General features: G+C 34.8%; 12 protein-coding genes. 3 read left to right on the forward strand and 9 right to left on the reverse strand.

Annotated elements, in window-relative coordinates; all coding sequences use genetic code 11:
- Positions 1-132: 132 nt before the first annotated feature.
- The 7 genes from K4L44_13110 to nadB are packed head-to-tail and all read right to left on the reverse strand — an operon-like array spanning position 133 to position 8173.
- Positions 133-1404: a hemolysin family protein gene (locus K4L44_13110; protein QZE13506.1), complete on the reverse strand. Its 1272-nt coding sequence runs from the start codon at positions 1402-1404 to the stop codon at positions 133-135.
- 14 nt (positions 1405-1418) lie between these two features.
- Positions 1419-2021: an LPS export ABC transporter periplasmic protein LptC gene (lptC, locus tag K4L44_13115; GenBank protein QZE13507.1), complete on the reverse strand. Its 603-nt coding sequence runs from the start codon at positions 2019-2021 to the stop codon at positions 1419-1421.
- A gap of 6 nt (positions 2022-2027) precedes the next feature.
- The gene (locus tag K4L44_13120) at positions 2028-3659 is read right to left on the reverse strand and encodes a tetratricopeptide repeat protein (GenBank protein ID QZE13508.1); all 1632 of its coding nucleotides are present in this window, start codon (positions 3657-3659) and stop codon (positions 2028-2030) included.
- Positions 3660-3698: 39 nt separating this feature from the next.
- Positions 3699-5003 (reverse strand): hypothetical protein, encoded by a 1305-nt coding sequence (locus K4L44_13125; GenBank protein ID QZE13509.1) that lies wholly within the window; start codon positions 5001-5003, stop codon positions 3699-3701.
- Entirely contained in the window at positions 4993-5721 is a 729-nt protein-coding gene (locus tag K4L44_13130; protein QZE13510.1) for a type III pantothenate kinase, read from the reverse strand. The genes K4L44_13125 and K4L44_13130 overlap by 11 nt, the downstream gene beginning before the upstream one ends.
- On the reverse strand, positions 5718-6560 hold the full coding sequence (gene nadC, locus K4L44_13135; GenBank protein ID QZE13511.1) for a carboxylating nicotinate-nucleotide diphosphorylase: 843 nt from the start codon (positions 6558-6560) through the stop codon (positions 5718-5720). The genes K4L44_13130 and nadC overlap by 4 nt, the downstream gene beginning before the upstream one ends.
- 41 nt (positions 6561-6601) lie before the next feature.
- Entirely contained in the window at positions 6602-8173 is a 1572-nt protein-coding gene (gene nadB / locus K4L44_13140; GenBank protein ID QZE13512.1) for an L-aspartate oxidase, read from the reverse strand.
- Between the two features lie 755 nt (positions 8174-8928).
- Here nadB and K4L44_13145 point away from each other — a divergent pair.
- The 3 genes from K4L44_13145 (at position 8929) to K4L44_13155 (ending at position 14774) form a co-directional block, all read left to right on the forward strand.
- Complete coding sequence (locus tag K4L44_13145) at positions 8929-10077, forward strand: HlyD family efflux transporter periplasmic adaptor subunit (GenBank protein ID QZE13513.1); 1149 nt, start codon at positions 8929-8931, stop codon at positions 10075-10077.
- Positions 10074-13394 carry an efflux RND transporter permease subunit gene (locus K4L44_13150; GenBank protein ID QZE13514.1) on the forward strand — a complete coding sequence of 1107 codons (3321 nt, stop codon included), beginning with the start codon at positions 10074-10076 and terminating at the stop codon, positions 13392-13394. The genes K4L44_13145 and K4L44_13150 overlap by 4 nt, the downstream gene beginning before the upstream one ends.
- 93 nt (positions 13395-13487) lie before the next feature.
- Positions 13488-14774 (forward strand): TolC family protein, encoded by a 1287-nt coding sequence (locus tag K4L44_13155; protein QZE13515.1) that lies wholly within the window; start codon positions 13488-13490, stop codon positions 14772-14774.
- A 46-nt stretch (positions 14775-14820) separates the two neighbouring features.
- On the opposite strand, the gene K4L44_13160 is transcribed toward K4L44_13155, so the two are convergent.
- Positions 14821-15528, reverse strand: a complete 708-nt coding sequence (locus K4L44_13160; protein ID QZE13516.1) for a response regulator transcription factor — start codon at positions 15526-15528, stop codon at positions 14821-14823.
- Between the two features lie 22 nt (positions 15529-15550).
- Positions 15551-17143: a HAMP domain-containing histidine kinase gene (locus K4L44_13165; GenBank protein ID QZE13517.1), complete on the reverse strand. Its 1593-nt coding sequence runs from the start codon at positions 17141-17143 to the stop codon at positions 15551-15553.
- Positions 17144-18684 lie beyond the last annotated feature (1541 nt).

Here is an 18684-nt window from a genome sequence, read left to right on the forward strand (position 1 = left end):
AAAAGTTCAATTAACTCCTTTGGAGCTACGAATATAGTAAAATAGTTGTGAATAAAAAGAGACTATTTTGGTGTAGTTGATTAAAAAAGTCACTCTTTGATATTTAAAATTAACAATAATTTAGAAGTCGTCCTAGTTTAAATCTATATCTTTTAGTCTAAGTTCGACTAACTCAATTCTTGTTGGTGTACTTTTTAATATTTTCCATTCATAAGACTCCTGCTTTATCACTTCTTGCATCTTAGGAATCCGTTCGCATTGATTAATGATAAGTCCAGCTATGGTTTTATAATTGTCACTTTCCGGAAGATTGAGATGAAAACGTTCATTTAGGTCATCTATTTCTAGTCGACCAGAGAGCATGTATAGATTATCCTCCATTTTGTTTGCGATATATTCATCATTATCATGCTCGTCTTCAATTTCTCCAAAAATCTCTTCTAGGATATCTTCATTAGTAACAATACCTGCTGTCCCTCCAAATTCATCGACAACCACTGCGATACTTTGATTTTGTTTAAGAAATTTAGACAGAAGCTTGCTAGCCTCCATTGTTTCTGGAACGAAATCAACATTTCGCAAAATTTCTTTTATAGAGCTAGGATTCTTAAAAAGATCTGATGAGTGAACATATCCCACTATATGGTCTATTGAGCTTTCGAATATAAGTATTTTACTAAATCCTGTTTCTATCAGAAGATGTTTAAGTTCGTCAATAGTACTATCAATTTCAAGAGCGTGAATTTCTGGTCTAGGTACGATGCATTCTCTTAATTTTACTTTTGAGAAGTCCAGTGCATTTTTGAATAATTTAATTTCATTCTCTGGTATGTTCTCTTGGTTCTCTAGCTCTTGTTCATTAAGAAGGTTATCTAAATCGATCCTTCCAAATATCTGTTTTTCGTCCTCATCTTTTATCTTGCCATTCTTTGCCAGCAGTTTGATAACCATCTTGGTTATCAATTGTGTTAACGATGTAATAGGATAGAAGAGGATATAAAAGAGAGCAACAGGGATAGAGAAAATGTTAATGGACATATTAGGATTTACACGAAATAGTGTTTTGGGGAGAAATTCTGCAAATACTAGAATTATTATTGTTGATAATAAGGTCTGTATTATAATTTCAGCACTTGTTGATGTGGTCCAATTTGCAATTATAGGGGCTAAGATTGTTGAGAATGCAAGTCCGTATATTACCAAAGCAATATTATTACCGACCAACATGGTGGAGATATATCGACTTGGATTTTTTGTGTAAATATTAAGTAGTTTTGAGTTCAGTGCATTTCTTTTTTTGTCTACCTCTAGTCTTAGTTTATTTGACGATAGATATGCAATCTCCATTCCGGAGAAAAAAGCAGAAAGGATAATGGTTATTATTACTATGGCAAAACTACTCATCTACGATTTTAAAATTATTTTGTTTCTTTTTTTATACTTTTTTCTTCAATATCCATCCTAATATTTGAATTATATAGGACTCTATTTTCAAAATTTTCATCTGATTCAAAGCGGTCTCCTGTGATAATACGATCTTTTTGAATAATCTTGACAAACACATCTGAGTATATTCTCTTGTCTTGTTGTAAATAGATCAAGTGCTCTGTTTTAAGAGTATCTCCCTTTTCATTATACACCACTACATTTCCTCTCGCTTCGTATTTATGTTCATACTCGTATTCCTTTCCGTAGTCAGCGGATATATGTCCGATCATTACACCATCATTATTGTATCTTTCAACAACAAATCCCTTAGTACATAGTTTAAAGCGATTTTTCTTTTCGTCTTTTCCTTCATCAAAGTCAATTATCAGCTCTGGTGATTTAAATTTGAGTGTAACTCTTGCAGAGTCTGTATAGGTGAAACGAAAATTTGTCGAGGTCGAAATAGGAACGTGTTTGTATTCTGGTAGATCCACTTTCTCCTCATCATTACTTTTGCATGAAAAAAGGAATATGGTGGGCACAACTATTGCTAGTAGTGCCACCATATTCCTATATTTTGATATTACCAACATATGGTACTATTTAATTTTAGCTTTTGTTGATTCGTTGATCCAACCACCTAATTGTACAGCTTGTCCTGGTTTCATTCCATCGTGGAAGAAAAGCTCACTTTTAATAGGGAAATATCTCTTATACGTAGCGATTTTCTTCTGAGCTTCTGCCGCAACAGATGCATCTACTCTTTTCGCTTTTGCAAAATAGTCAGTAGCCAACCAATATACCATTGAGTGCTCAAATTCATCTTTACCATAAGTCTTCGCACCAACACCTAGAATATTACCAGCAAGGATATAATATTTTCCATCCTCTGGATCTGCCTTAATCGCTGCTTTAGCATATTTGAATGCAGTTGCGTAGTTATTCTTTAATTGGAAGTAAACAATACCTAGCATATAGTTTGCAATTGCATCATTTTCTGCAATTTTTTCAGTTTTGTTCATCTCTAAAGCCTTTTTCAAGAACTCGATCGCTTTAGCTGCATCTTGTTTCTTCGCGTAACGTTGTCCTAGAGAGATTGCAGCACCTGCTGATGGGTCTAGATTATAAAGTTTTTCTGCACCATCGTTAAACAGTTCGCTATCAGTACAGTTTTGACGACGGAAAAGAGCCATCATCTTTTTCAACATAACGACATCGTCTGGATTTGCATCAAACTTAGGTTGATAAATTGCAACGATTGATTCACAGTCTAAAGCACCACTTCTAACAACGATTTTGTCAGACTGAGACCTTGCTAGTTGGTAAGAATCATCTTCACTTTCTGCATTAGCGTCAAGAATTGTTGACACTTTATCGTAGTTTGTTAGGATTTGCTCTTTGCTAAGCTCTCCAATACGGAAAAGGTCAGCAGAAACTTTCATGTACAATAGAAGAACAGCTCCTTTAGTATCGTTACCTGCCTCTTTGATTGCCGAATCAAGCATGTTGTACCCTTTTTTACCAACTTCTTTTAGTTGAGAGTCCGTCATTTCTTGAGGATTGTACATGTGTTGTAGATAAGTTAAAGCTTTTCTACCTTCGATGAATCCTTTTTTACCAAAGTACTTTGCACGTTGGTCATAGATTGCCATCTCTTTTTCGATCAATTCTTTCTTTTCAACTTTAGTTGAAGAAAGGTTGATGAATTGATCGTTCATCTTCATCCCTTTGATATAAATGTTTTCAGAAGATTTAGGATACTTTTTGTAAAGAACTCCCCATGGCTTCAATGCACTCTGATAATCTTTTTGCTTATAAAAATCGAAGAAAAGATTATACTGACGCATGTAATCTGAAACTTTTGCCTGAATAAGCTCTGAGTGAGATCTTAGGTCAATAGCTCCACCATTTGCTTTTGGTGCAACAAATGGTTTTCCACCGAAATTATAATTAAATACATTCCCATCTTTGCCTTGAATATCAAGTTTCTCTTCTTTTTCAGGGAAAGCAAAACGAATGTATTTAGTTTTTGATGAAATAGTTAATTCGTATTTGCCATCAAAACTTGTATAGAAAGTGTCTTTCGATTTGTGTGCAGACACTTCTACTCCTGCTGCAGGTTTTCCGTCTTTATAAACGACTCCTGAGATTTTCTTTTGAGCTAATGCTGCGGCTCCACTGATCGTGACAGCCAAAAGTAGCATTAGTGTTCTTTTAAAAATTGCTTTCATTTGATTTCAATATATAATTCTACATATTATATTCTACTCTTAGTCTATCTTACGTTTGAAGAACCAATAGTCATGAAGTGCGAAACTAATATATAGTTTCGTATAATCTTGTCGCATTGCTGTTTGCGTTGCACTTCCTTTGGTTCCAAACTCGATTCCTATATTCAACGTTGATCGTTGACGAGCGATAGGCAATCCTAGTCCTGCTGTCACAGCATACGTATGAATATTGTTTCCTTTGTAAGTGAAATAGTCATTCTCCATTTTCACTCCTGCTCTATATGATATTCTTTTAAAATAGTTTCTTAAAGCATATTTTTCTGGAATCCATTCTATCCCTGCTGATGCAGTATATCTACGAGTGTATTTAACATCGTTATTTTGTTGTCCAATATTGTCGTTATAGTTACTCCAATCTTCGGTATAAAAGTCTGCTGCTACTGTTAATTTATCCGGATTAACGAAAGAGAATCCCAATCCTAAACCATAAGGAATATTAACATCTTTCACTTTTCCAGTACTATAATTTATCGTGTCTTTTGAGGCAACAACTCCTCCTTGTCCGTTTGGTACATAGGAGTTATAATAGTCATAAACATCATAATCTCTCGTTAAATCTGTACCAAGCTTATATACAGCACCAATAGTAATTAACTTGTCGTCCTTAAGGTTAATATCATACTGTAGACCAGCATCGAGACCTAAACCTCTTATTCTATTTGTTTTGGAAAAATAGGTGTCAGTCGTCAATGCATTTTTAAAATCGGTACCATAATTAGTAGACAATGTACCAAAATAGTAGTCAGCATTTACTCCTAATGATAAGTTTTTTAGAACTTTAACACCTGTTCCGAAAAAGAATTTCGTGACACTTCCAGAGCCATTATATAGAATATTAGCTTCACTATCTGTGCCTACATTTTTAGTAGATAGCATATTGAAACCTTTATTCGTATATGGTTGAAGTCCAAATGCTAATGCGAGACCATCGTTGATTCTAAAAGAAAGTGCGATATAGTCAAAGTTACTATCATTGGTATTATTCACAGAAGAAGAACTGTTAAATCGAGTTTGCTTCCCACTTGCACCCATTTCAAAAACCATAGACATACTGTCCCTGGCTGTATATGACGCTGGGTTTGTTGGGTTTATCTGATTTCTATCTCTAATCCCTATCGCTGTTCCGCCCATAGAGTTTGATCTACCAGTAGAATTATTAGACAATTCGCCTACACCGAAAGAAGATAGTGGCGAACTTGTATTATTATTCTCTTGTCCTTGAGCAGGCTTTACTATCATCAAAGAGAATAGTGCCAAGCAAAGTATGTATAGTTTATTTGTCATTATATCTGAGGATTCGGTTTAGTCCTATTAAAGTAATATTAAAGTTTACAAATATGGAATTTTTTAGCTTTGTTTCAAAGTATTGTGCGTCTCCACCTGTGATAATAATGTGAAGATCACAATATTTTTTGGAAAAGAAACTGATGTATCTTTCTACTTCGAATAATAACCCAAGACCTACGCCATTATGTATTGCGGTGTTTGTGTCCTTCCCTATTTCATCTTCAGTACTTTCAGCGATTAGATAGGGTAGTTTCCCTGTATAATCATGTAGTGCTCTATACCGAGTTTGTAGTCCAGGTGAAATGTTCCCTCCTAGATATGTGCCATTTGAATCAATAAAATCATATGTGATTGCCGTACCTGCATCTATTACTAGAGAATTTTTATTGGGAAATAGATCCCAAGCTCCAACTACTGCTGCAAGACGATCTTTTCCAAGTGTTTCCGGCGTTTTATATGAATTGTGAATAGGTACGTCTGTTTTTTCTGACAAAAGTATGACTTTACGAATACTTTTGTTGAGAGTCTCCTTCATTTGATCTCCGTTATTTCGAACATCAGAAATAATTGCAGATGAAGGAGAATATTGCTCAATTATTTGGGTTAATATTTCGAGATCAAAGTTTTGAGTACTCAATATGGTGATGATTTTATCCAAATCAAAAACGGCATATTTGACTCTTGTATTCCCTATGTCTATAATTAGTTGACTCATACAGATGTAAAGTTCATCGAGATATCAAGGGCAGAAACAGAGTGTGTAATAGCTCCAACTGATATAAAGTCAACTCCTGTTTCGGCAACGGATTTGATTCGATCTAAAGACATATTTCCAGAAGCTTCTACTTTTGCTCGTTTTGCGATAAAGTCAACACATTTTTTTGTTAACTCATTATCCATATTGTCCAACATGATAATATCTGCCTCAGCAGCTACTGCTTCCTGAACCTCTTTGTAGCATGTTGTTTCAACCTCAATTTTAATAGAGTTTGGGATCTCTGCACGTACCTGGTCAACGGCCTTGGTTATACTCCCAGCCATTTTGATATGATTATCTTTTATCATTACCATATCATATAATCCCATCCTGTGGTTCGTTCCTCCTCCTGCAAATACAGAATATTTGTCAAGATGTCTATAAGCCGGAAGTGTTTTACGCGTATCTAGAATTTTTGTTTTTGTTCCAACTGTTTGATCTGCATATTTTTTTGTTTCAGTTGCAATTCCTGACATTCTTTGAAGAAAGTTCAGTGCAGTGCGTTCTCCAATCAAAAGAGATGTATAAGAGCCCGTCATCTTTACAATAACTTTGCCTTTCTCAACAAATGCACCATCCTCCACCTCTTTCTCAAATATGATAGAAGAATCAATTTTCTCAAAAACTGCTTTTGCGACTTCCAATCCTGCAATCACACCACTCTCTTTTGTGTGCATCAATGCAGTAGCCATCCTTTCCTTAGGAATAATATTTTGTGTCGTAATATCTCCTTGTAGAAGATCTTCGTTTAATGCTTGGTCAATAAGATGTTCAATCTCTTCTATATGTAGTTTCATAATTATCTTATTTTACTTGATTTCTCTGCAATCTAGTAAAATTATTTTTTTTGCTTTATTAAAGTTTTATTAATATTTGAGTGAGTCCTATATGATTCTACACTATTTTTGTAATCACTTCTAATATGTCCACCTCTTGACTCTTTTCTATTTAGTGCCATCTCAATCATTATACTACAGGTGTCTAATCTTTGGATAATGGTAGTCCCTAAAAAGCTTTTGGTAAAGAATATCTTTTTTTTCAACTTCTCTATATCGAGTAATGCAGAACTAAGTAAAGATTGATTTCGTACAATACCTACTTTATCCATCATTATTTTTGCAAGTTCTCCTTCAATCTTATGAAATGTTTCCATGGACTCTTCTGTATCTTGTTCCATGTAGACATTTTCAGATGTTATCGAACTCTCTGTGAGTGTCAAAGCCTCTTTCTGACATTGGTTAATGGCTCTGTATGAAAAAACAAGACACTCTAACAAGGAGTTGCTTGCCAATCGATTGGCACCCATGACTCCAGTAGATGCAACTTCACCAACAGCATAAAGCCTTTTCATACTAGTAGTTCCATTAAGGTCTGTAGTGATTCCACCAACCATATAATGGGCTGCAGGTGCAATAGGTATATCTTCTTTGGTGAAATCAATTCCATGTTTTAGTAGGAAACTATTAATAGATTGGAACCGATGTTTCATATACCCAGATTCGAGGTGTTTTAAGCTTAGAAATACATGATCTGTATTATCTTTTTTCATTTGATTGAAGATTGCACTTGCAACAATATCTCTAGGTGCGAGTTCTGCGTCTGGATGGATCTCTTTCATAAATCTAGAACCGTCTTGACTCCTCAAATAAGCACCTTCTCCTCTTACTGCTTCACTAATTAAAAAGGATGGCAATCCATTAATTGCTAAGGCAGATGGGTGAAATTGGATAAATTCTAGATCTCGTACTTGTACTCCAGCAGCAATAGCCATACTAACTCCATCGCCTGTAGCCGTTTTTGGATTTGTTGATCTCGAATATACCTTAGATATTCCACCACAAGCTAGAATCGTATTTTTTCCAAAAAATGATTCTAACTCACTAGTATTATTATTGACAGCGACAATACCATAAGCCGCTTGTTGGTCATGAATAATGGTCGTAGCCGAATATCGTTCAAAAATGGTGATTTCAGGATTAGATTTCACTTTTTGTAACATGAAATCTGTTACTCTTGCACCAGTAGCATCTCCTCCAGCGTGGAGAATCCTTCTTCTGCTGTGTCCCCCTTCAAGGCCTAAAATTATTTCTCCATGTTCATCAGTGTCAAACTGCATTCCCATTTCAATAATCTCTTTTACTCGAAGTGTCCCTTCACTTACAAGAACCTTAATAGCTTCCGTTTCGCAAAGTTCTCGTCCGGCAATCATGGTATCTTTCATATGTAGATCCACGTTGTCATCTTCACCATATACACAAGCAATTCCTCCTTGTGCTTGGTGCGAGTTACTCTTTTCGATAGCACTCTTTGTTAGTAGTGCAACGTTGCCATATTTGGATGCATGGTAGGCAGATGCTAGACCTGCAAGTCCACTGCCCACAATTATGTAATCGAAATGATATGATTTCATGCCCTATTTTTATAAACCTTTATCATTACAAAATTAGTATTTTCTTTTTGTTAAAATAGAAATTATGAGGCTTCATGGAGATTAATACCAAAATAGCACAAACTTTTTTGATTTTACTCTCATCTAATCCGTAATCTTTATTTGTGTGTAGCTTCCATTGGATACGTAATAGACTCCCATCGGTTACCCTTCAGTTACTCCACGAGTAACCGATGGGTAACCGATGGGTAACTGAAGGGTATCTAAAAGAGCCTTTATGTACTTTTTATTTTATTCTTTTTTAATCTATGTTTTCTATCGAAACATGTCTAAAATATCCCCTTATATTCGAGAATTAAATCTTTTTTTCGTTCAACGGATATATTTATGTCTGTGACAGGATGAATATTTGTTGATATATGTGCTTCTACTTTCTTGTTCCTTTTATAGACCTCGTAGTGTATGAGTCCTATTCATTTTCGTAGAGGAATAACAATTGAATGAATGATGCGATCAGATTGAGCATTCTATTAAGATCATAACCAACATAAGAAACATCATCCTGATAAAGTGATAAATCATTAAAAAAATACTCTATGTGCTGCGGTTGTAATAGGGTTTCATAATGCAGTAAAAAATGATTTGTAATAGCCTTTCTTTTGATTTTGTGGTAATGTAATATGATAATTGTTAATTTCTGTAGATTTTGTTAACTTTGTGATAATTAGTATGGTGTGAATTGACTGCTGCTGTGTGTAATAATAAAACAAACCTAAATGTTAAAAAGAAAAATCATTGTCACCTTATTAGCGATAGTTTCACTTATTGTGATTTCTATCCTATTCAGTGTCTCTATTTCTAGTACAGCTCCGAAACCTAAGGATGTTGAGACAGTTGAAAAAGTTATTTATGTTCATGCTATTCCTGTAGCATACAACGAATTGCAATCTCCACTGAAAGAACAGGGACGTGTTCTTTCAAAAAATATTGTCTTACTAACAGCCGAAGCATCAGGGAAGTTGATGATTGGGGATATTCCTCTGAAGAAAGGGGCCACATTCAATAAGTCTCAAATGTTGTATCATCTTTACGATAAAGAAGATAAACTAGCATTAAAAGCTCAAAAGAGTGAGTTTTTAACTATTGTCGCACGTATGTTGCCTGATATTAGAGTGGACTTTCCTGAAAGTAATGAGTTTATTGAGAACTTTTATCGTGCAATAGATTTAGACAAACCTTTGCCAGAGTTGTCCATGTTAAAAATTGAGAGAAATGATAAACTAAAAACCTTTCTCGCAACTCGTAATTTTCTAAATACTTACTTCCGCATTAAGCAAAATGAACTGCGTGTTTCTCGTTTTGAAAGTTTTGCTCCTTTTAATGGTACTTTTTTGTCAGTGAATGTAGAAGTGGGTGGATATGTGAACCCTGGACAAAAAATTGCAACCATGGTTGATAATAACGCTTTTGAAATTGAAGTCCCTTTTTTATACAGTAGTCTGAAATGGTTGAAGAAAGGGAGTATTGTTCATATTTTGGATGATCAAAATGAAGCTTTAGGTAAAGGTAAAATCGTACGAATTTCGCCATTTGTTGATCCTGCAACGCAATCGTCTAGTGTTTTTGTTTCTGTGTCTAAAAAGAGTTGTCCAGATCTATATTATGGTCAGTATGTAAATGTGCAGTATGACAATATACAGCTGAGTGATGTGATGCGTCTGCCTAGGAATGCACTGTTTAATCATAATATGGTATTTGTAGTAGAGGATGGATTGTTGCGTAAACGTGCTGTTAAGATTCTAAAGAAAGAGGACTATTTTGTGCTTATTAATGGTTTATCGAGAGGTGTTATGGTTGTCGATAAACCTCTTGTAAACATGCGAGAAAATACTCGTGTTCAAATTCTTAAATCTTCTTCGAAATGAGAAAAATTGTCGCTCAATTTGTAAAATATCCATTTTATGCCAATCTAATTATCCTTTTTCTTCTAATTGCGGGGATTGTTAGTTTTAAGTCGATGAAGAAGTCTTTCTTCCCTGAGGTAACAGGCCGGATGATTTATGTTTCTGTATTTTATCCTGGAGCTTCTCCTATAGAGATGGAAGAAGGGGTCACTTCGCGTATTGAAGAAGCTATTCGAGGTTTGGTAGGAGTCAAGCAGATTACATCCACTTCATCTGAAAATAGCTGTCGTGTGAATATCGAGACTACTGGAACACACGATATCGATGAGATGTTGATGGACGTAAAAAATGCGGTTGATGGAATTTCTTCATTGCCATCTGCTGCGGAGCGTCCTATTGTATATAAACAACGTAGTTCTACTATGGCTCTTTATATCTCTTTTGTTGGAGATGTCGATTTAAAGGATCTTAAGAAATATGCACAGGAGGTGCAGGAGGATTTTTATGCTTCTAGTATCGTAAGCCAGATATCTTTGATAGGATATCCCGACTTGGAGATCTCTGTAGAGATTAAAGAGAACGATTTAATGAGGTATAATTTGACCTTTGATCAGATTACTAGTGCAATACGTCAGAATAATAGGGATATTTCTGGAGGTCAAATATTGTCTGATGAAGAAGAGGTGCTTATACGATTTCGTTCAAGATCTGCTTCCCCAAATCAGATTCAGAAGATCGTATTAAGAACAGATGATAATGGAGCTAAAATAACTATTGGTGATGTAGCAATCGTAAAGAAGAAGTTTGCAGATGTTCCTTTAAAACTCACAAAGCATGGAAAAGCTTTGGTTAGTATGAATGTTTCAAAATTAAATAGTGAGGACCTTGAAGAGATTACCGATTACGTAAATAATTACATCGAAGAGTTTAATAAGACTCATCATGGAGTAACAATGCAAAATGAGTTTTCGTTCATGGAAGTGCTTCAGAGTCGTCTTGATCTTCTTGTGACTAATGGGCTAACGGGTCTTATATTAGTACTTATTGCCCTCGCTCTCTTCTTGAATCTACGTCTCTCATTTTGGGTGGCTTGGGGAATACCCTCTTCTTTCTTAGCAATGTTTATTGTTGCTAATTTAATGGGGTTGACCATCAATATGATTTCACTCTTTGGTATGATTCTCGTAATTGGAATTTTGGTGGATGATGGTATTGTTATTGGAGAAAATATCTATCAGCATATTGAACGAGGAAAGAAACCTATCATTGCCGCAGTGGATGGTACCATGGAGGTGGTCCCTTCTGTTTTAACCTCAGTGATTACAACGATTGTTGCTTTTATGCCTTTGTTGTTCCTAAAAAATCAAATGGAGACAATGCGTGAGATGGCATATGTGGTGATACTATGTCTTTTCTTTTCTCTATTCGAAGCATTTTTTGTTTTACCCGCCCACTTAGGAGGTTCTAAAGCATTAGATAGACATAGCAAAAATTCTCATAAGAGTGGTGTAAGAAAAACCATGGATACTTTTATTAAGTGGTTGCGAGATAGGGTTTATGATAGGTATCTAACCTTTGCTCTGAAATGGCGGTATGTTATCCTCTTTGTTCCTGTCTGTTTGATCATTATTACCTCTGCGATGTTCCAATCTAGGTGGATAAAAACAACCTTTTTCCCAGCGATGGAATTTGACTCCTTTCAAATCGATTTTGCCTTTACTCCAGGATCTGGGGAAAAACAGACGGAAGCCTATCTGAAGAGATTTGACCAAGCGGTATGGGAGGTAAATGATTCGTTAATGAATGTATATGGAGATGTTTTTGATGAGATTGAGCCCACGTGGATAAGTCGTTTGACAGGGAGTAAGTTTGATACAACACGCTCTTTTATTAAACAGACGTTTGTGATTTTAGGTACCTCCTTTAATGGTTTAGAGAATGGTTCCCATGCTGGTTCTATTAACTGTTTTCCTCGAAATCTTGAAGGATTGCCTATCTCATCCAATGAGTTGACTAATTTGGTTAAAAAGAAAATAGGTCCTGTGCCTGAGTTGAGTAAATTTACTATTGCAGGACAAACGATGTTTGGAAAACCTGTCTCTTTGAGTTTGTTATGTAGAGATACCGAGATGTTGGATGAGGCAAAGACTTTTCTTTTAGATAGACTCTATGAAAACAGTAAGCTTAAGAATATTAATGATAATAACACTTTAGGCAAACAAGAGATTCTTCTTAATTTAAAGGATAAAGCTTATGCTCTTGGTTTGAATGAAACTTTTATTGCATCTCAAGTTCGACAGGGTTTTTATGGAGATCAAGCCCAACGACTACAGGATGGGAGAGATGAATTAAGAGTATGGGTACGATATCCATTGTCGGATAGGGAACGTGTAGGACAGTTAGAACAGATGCATGTAAAAACTCCGAAAGGACAATATCCCCTTTCAGAATTAGTGGACTACTCTGTGAAGAGAGGTCCTGTTTCTATTAAAAGATTTGATGGATATAGAGAGGTGAAGATAGAGGCAGATGTAAAAGATCAAGATGCTTCTGTTACCGATATTATTAGAGAGATTGAAAAAACAGATCTTCAAGAGTTAAGAAGAAGGTTCCCTTCTGTGAAAATTGAGAGCCAAGGACAACAGAAAGAGAGTAACGAAGCAATGCAGACAGTCGGTTTTTATTACTCTATTGCCTTTCTTATCATTGTAATGATTTTGATGATACACTTCAAATCATTTCAACAGCCTCTTCTTATTCTTTTGATGATTCCCTTGGCTGTTATTGGTGCATTCTGGGGACATGGTCTTGCTGGTAAGCCTGTGTCTATCCTTTCTGTATGGGGGATAATTGCTCTCTCTGGTGTTATTATTAATGATGCTGTGGTGTTCCTGTCTACCTATAATTCCAATATACTAGAAGGAGATATACCAGAATTGGCTATACATAAAGCTGCCAAATCAAGATTACGTGCTATATTGTTAACTACCATTACTACGAGTATAGGTCTGTATCCATTAATTCTTGAAAAGAGTTTTCAGGCACAGTTTTTAATCCCTATGGCGGTGTCTCTTGCATATGGTGTTGCTTTTGGAACATTGTTTATTCTTCTCTTTTTTCCTTCTTTAGTTTTGATATTGAATGATGTAAGAAGATGGTTTACTGGGGTAAGACGTACATTAAATCACTATTTCAGGACAGGAGAGTGGAATTGGCAATCTGTTAAGGCAAGTGAGGTGGAAATTGTGAATATCAATTTGAAGAAACATAGGATGTATGAGTCCACACAAAGTGTGAATACGCTAGTGGGAGATCTCGATATTCCTGATGAAAAGTAGTGAGATCTTATTAAAAATTAGGAGGAGCTTGGCTTGTCCCTGTTCCTCTTTATTTTTAAAAGCCTGTATTATTAAATTTAAATAGATAGAATAATGAAATCATATCGATTATTAATATTATTATTTATTGTGCCGATCTCTCTTATGTCTCAGAATAGGCTATCTGTAGAAGAAGCTGTTCGTATTGGTCTTGAGAATAATTATAATATTCAAATAAATAAAGTAGACGTGGATAAGGCTGTATTATTGAATAGTTGGGGTCAAGCAGGGCGTTTCCCTCAATTATCTTTCATTGGCAAAGCAACGAATAGAGATCTTTTCACTCCTAAGGTAAGTCATGAAAACAACGTCTCTGCTGGGGTCAACCTGAGTTGGGTTCTATTTGATGGCTTTCGTGTTAATATAACAAAATCGAAATTGGCTGACTTGCAAAACCTTTCTGAAGGAAATGCAATGGTCGTTATTGAGAATACGGTGCAGAGTATTATTCTTGCCTACTACCAGCTACTATTGAATCAATCTGAGAGAGAAGTGCTTAAAACAATAGAACTACTATCGTATGATCGAATGAAATATGTAGAGTCCCAAAGAGAGGTGGGAACTGCTGTGAAGTTTGACTTTCTCCAGGCTAAGAATAATTACTTAGAGGATAAAGCGAAATATCTTCGGATGCAGATGACAAGTAAGACACTACAACGTAATTTAGCATTTTTGATTGGGGACTCTGTTCAAGTGAATTATGATTTAACCGCTAGTTTGGATGCTCCCACACAGACCTATTTTCTTCCTGATTTGGAAAGAAAGATGCGAAGATCGAATAGGAATTTAATGGTTCAGTATCTCTCACTGGCAGTGGTTGAGGATGACTATAAACTGAGTAAATCAGGAGATTATCCGTCGATTGCTTTAAACTCGAACTACAATTTAGGATATGGTTGGGCTGATGCAAGTGGTCAATGGAATGGTGCTTCGGTGAGCAATCTTTATGTGGAGATGGGAGTACGTTACAACCTTTTTAACGGGGGAATACAGAAGAGAGCCAAAAAGATAGCGAAATATAATGTCAAAGTACAAGAGCTTAGAGTGGAATCGATATGGATTGGTCTAAAGAATCAACTTCTGAATCAACATGCGAAATATTTACTTGAAAAAGAGCTGTTATTTGTTGCGGAAGAAGCAGAGGAGAGTGCTCTGTTAAACTTAAAACTTGCAAAAGAGCGATATGATGTTGGGGCTATTAACTCTTTTAATTATCGTGATGTTCAAATTGTATATCAAAATGCTGCTTTAGCAAAATTGAGATCTAAATATAGGATGATAGAGTCTAATCTGGGCTTGGTTAAACTAACTGGAGGTTTGCTAAGTGAATGGGATAAATAATGATTTGTTTGGATAACCAAAATGGTTTGGTTATCCAAACAAATTTTTAGTAGGAGTTTAATGATCCTCCATCAGTCATGATAAATCCACTACCATGAATGTTTTTGATTTCAATATTTGGATCTACCTTCAGATATTTACGAAGTTTGGTGATGAAAACATCCATACTTCTAGCAGTAAAGTAGTCGTCTTCTCCCCAAATCTGTTTTAGTGCTACTTCTCTTGTTAGAAGTTTGTTTTTGTGTTTGCAAAGTAGTTCTAGAAGCGAAGCCTCTTTTGGAGAAAGTTGCTTTGAGAACTCTCCCGATTTTAGAACTCTAGTGATGGTAGAGAATTCGATTGTTCCAATCTTATAGTCCTCTTTCGAATCTTCAGTTTTTGCTCCTTTACGACTTAATATAGCTTGAACTTTACAAATTAAAACTTCTGTGTCAAAAGGCTTTGTTATATAGTCATCCGCACCTACATGATATCCTTGAAGGATATCTTCCTTCATCGCTTTTGCAGTCAAGTAGATTAATGGGACATCTTTATTAATCATACGAATCTCTTTTCCAACAGAAAAACCATCAATATTTGGTAGCATTACATCAAGAATGCAAAGATCGTAGTGATTCTTTTTGAACTCTTCTATTGCTTTTGCACCATCATTAATCCATGTGACATCATAATTGTTTATTTCTAAATATGATTTTAGAACGGTTCCAAAACTTAAATCATCCTCTAAAAAGAATATGCGAGATTTATCTGACATAGTATACTGTTTTTATGCTTATCTAATTATTGTTTGTATAATGTGGAATATATACTTCAAAAATACTTCCTATTCCAGGCTCGCTTTTTACGATAACCTTTCCTTTATGGGCGTCGACAATGGCTTTTACATAGTTTAGTCCTAGTCCAAAACCTTTGACATTGTGAATATTTCCAGAGGTCTGTCGATAGAATCTTTCAAAGACTTTATTTTGCACGGATCTAACCATCCCCATTCCATTATCTTTAACTTTAAACACTACTCCAGCATCTTTGTTGTATGTTTCTACGACTATTTCAGGTGTGTCTGGGGAGTATTTATTAGCATTGTCAAGTAAGTTGTTGATAACACTAATAAAGTGGTTCGGATCTGTTTGGATGATCGGGTTCTTAGCATTGGGAAGAAATGTGATTTTTCCTCCTCGTTGTTCTACTTGTATCTTAAAGCTCTGGATACATCGATCTACAAGTTCGTTACTGTCAAATTCGGTGAAATTTAACTCAAGTTCTTTTCTTTGAAGTCGTGCAATACGAAGAATCTTTTCAACATGAGCATTCATCCTTTTATTCTCCTTCTTGATCATGTTGGCAAAAAAGGAGATCTGCTCAGGTTTTTCAATTATTTGGTTATTCATAATTGTATCTGCCGCTACCCCGATTGTTGCAATAGGAGTTTTGAACTCATGAGTCATGTTATTAATGAAATCATTCTGCATCTCTGAAGTCTTCTTTTGCTTCAATATTAAGTACAGACTCATTCCGAATGTTACAATAATGATTAGAGAAAAGAGAGTTGAAAGGCCAACCATTCCTAGTACAGAGCTGATAATGTAGTTTTTGCGATATGGGAAACTAACCCCTAACTTGTACCCCATACGTAGGATAGCTGAAGGGAATAGCGATGCATAAATAGCATCTTTGGGACTATATTTTTTTGAAGAAGAGTAAATCTTTTTACGTTGTGACGTTAAACAAAAAGCATAGTCTGTTTTTATCCCTTTATTGCGTAACTCTTCACTAAGTATCTTATTGACGGTATTAGGATCTAATTTGTGTCCTTGTTCCCAAGCATTTATTTCTTTTGCAAACTTGAGCAAAATTGTTTCAAGTTCTTTTGTTTTACTCTCTAAGCTTCCATTTATGGCATTTATATTGATACTACGTTTTCTTGTTTTTTGAATCTCAGGCCCCATTTTTGGTGCATTATTATGATGCTGAGAGTCTCTCAGGTTTTTAATTTCCTGATCCATGGGGATTTTTATATGTGAACCACCCATAGATTGTTGGTTCATATAGGCATTGGCCTGTATTTTTACTGTTAAATACCCATTAGGAACAATAGAAGGTGATACCATTTTTTGAACGATCTGTCCTCCTTGTAATAGTAATCTGTCTAAGTTTAACGAATCAGAGAAAAGAACATGATCTACAAGTTCCATTTTTTGATAATCTTCAAGTCTTCTTGCTGTTTGGTATACTGCATCGTTGACACTTCTTTCGAATATTTCATTCTTTACATCTAATGCATTTTTAATCCAATAAAGCTGAATACCAGTAATCCCTATTAAAGAGATGGTCATAAGACCAATCAAAATATTAATGTAAACTTTTTTCATTCAGGTATTATTTGTGTTTCTGTTACATCAAAGATAATCAATAAAGTGGAGCTTATTTGCAGTGTTAACTTTTCATTAACTGTAATTAACCCGTCATTAACCGCAATGCATTTTCAGATCGCCTACATTTGTAATGTAACAATTAGGGAAACAAGTTTAGATCTTTTGTTACTACGTTCTTTTTATTTTGTTGGAGCTTTGAGACAAGCCCTTTGATCGAGATTTCATAGATTTTAGATATAGATAGTTGGTTTTAGTTTCGTGTTAGGAATAACACATTTTTCATAAGCAGATATTAGAAAAAGGATGGATTCATCTCCATCCTTTACTTTCCGCTTCTTAAAACCATTTGAATAAGAGATTTCATAGATTTAGATATAGATAGTTGGTTTTAGTTGTGTTATGTAATGACACGTTTTTTTCATAAGCAGATATTTTAAAGGATGGACATTGTTCCATCCTTTGTTTTCCGCTTCTTAAAACCATTTGAATAAGAGATTTCATAGATTTTAGATATAGATAGTTGGTTTTAGTTTCGTGTTAGAGATAACACATTTTTCATAAGCAGACACTTTAATTTGGATTGAGCATTTTTGCTCAGCCAATTAAAGCTTATGAAAAACACCAATTTTAGATTAGCGATTTCATAGATTTTAGATATAGATAGTTGGTTTTAGTTTCGTGTTAGAGATAACACATTTTTCATAAGCAGACACTTTAATTTGGATTGAGCATTTTTGCTCAACCAATTAAAGCTTATGAAGAAGATCAATTTTAGATTAGCGATTTCATAGATTTTAGATATAGATAGTTGGTTTTAGTTTCGTGTTAGAGATAACACATTTTTCATAAGCAGACACTTTAATTTGGATTGAGCATTTTTGCTCAGCCAATTAAAGCTTATGAAGAGTACCCGTTTTAGAATAGCGATTTCATAGATTTTAGATATAGATAGTTGGTTTTAGTTTCGTGTTAGAGATAACACATTTTTCATAAGCAGAGACTTTATTTGGATTGAGCATTTTTGCTCAACCAACTAAAGCTTATGAAGAAAATCAATTTTAGAATAGCGATTTCATAGATTTAGATATAGATAGTTGGTTTTAGTTTCGTGTTAGAGATAACACAGTTTTCATAAGCAGAGACTTTATTTGGATTGAGCATTTTTGCTCAACCAACTAAAGCTTATGAAGAAAATCAATTTTAGAATAGCGATTTCATAGATTTAGATATAGATAGTTGGTTTTAGTTTCGTGTTAGAGATAACACAGTTTTCATAAGCAGAGACTTTATTTGGATTGAGCATTTTTGCTCAACCAACTAAAGCTTATGAAGAAAATCAATTTTAGATTAGCGATTTCATAGATTTAGATATAGATAGTTGGTTTTAGTTTCGTGTTAGGGGAATAACACATGTTTACATTTAATTGTAAATTTAGGTTCGAATGAGAAATCATTCGAACTTTTTTTTTCTTAATACATAGTTTCTTCGTAGTATATTTCCGTTTCATTATTTTACATATTTATTTTATTGTACTGCT

This window comes from Prolixibacteraceae bacterium (assembly GCA_019720755.1).
Taxonomy (GTDB): Bacteria; Bacteroidota; Bacteroidia; order Bacteroidales; family Prolixibacteraceae; genus Halosquirtibacter; species Halosquirtibacter laminarini.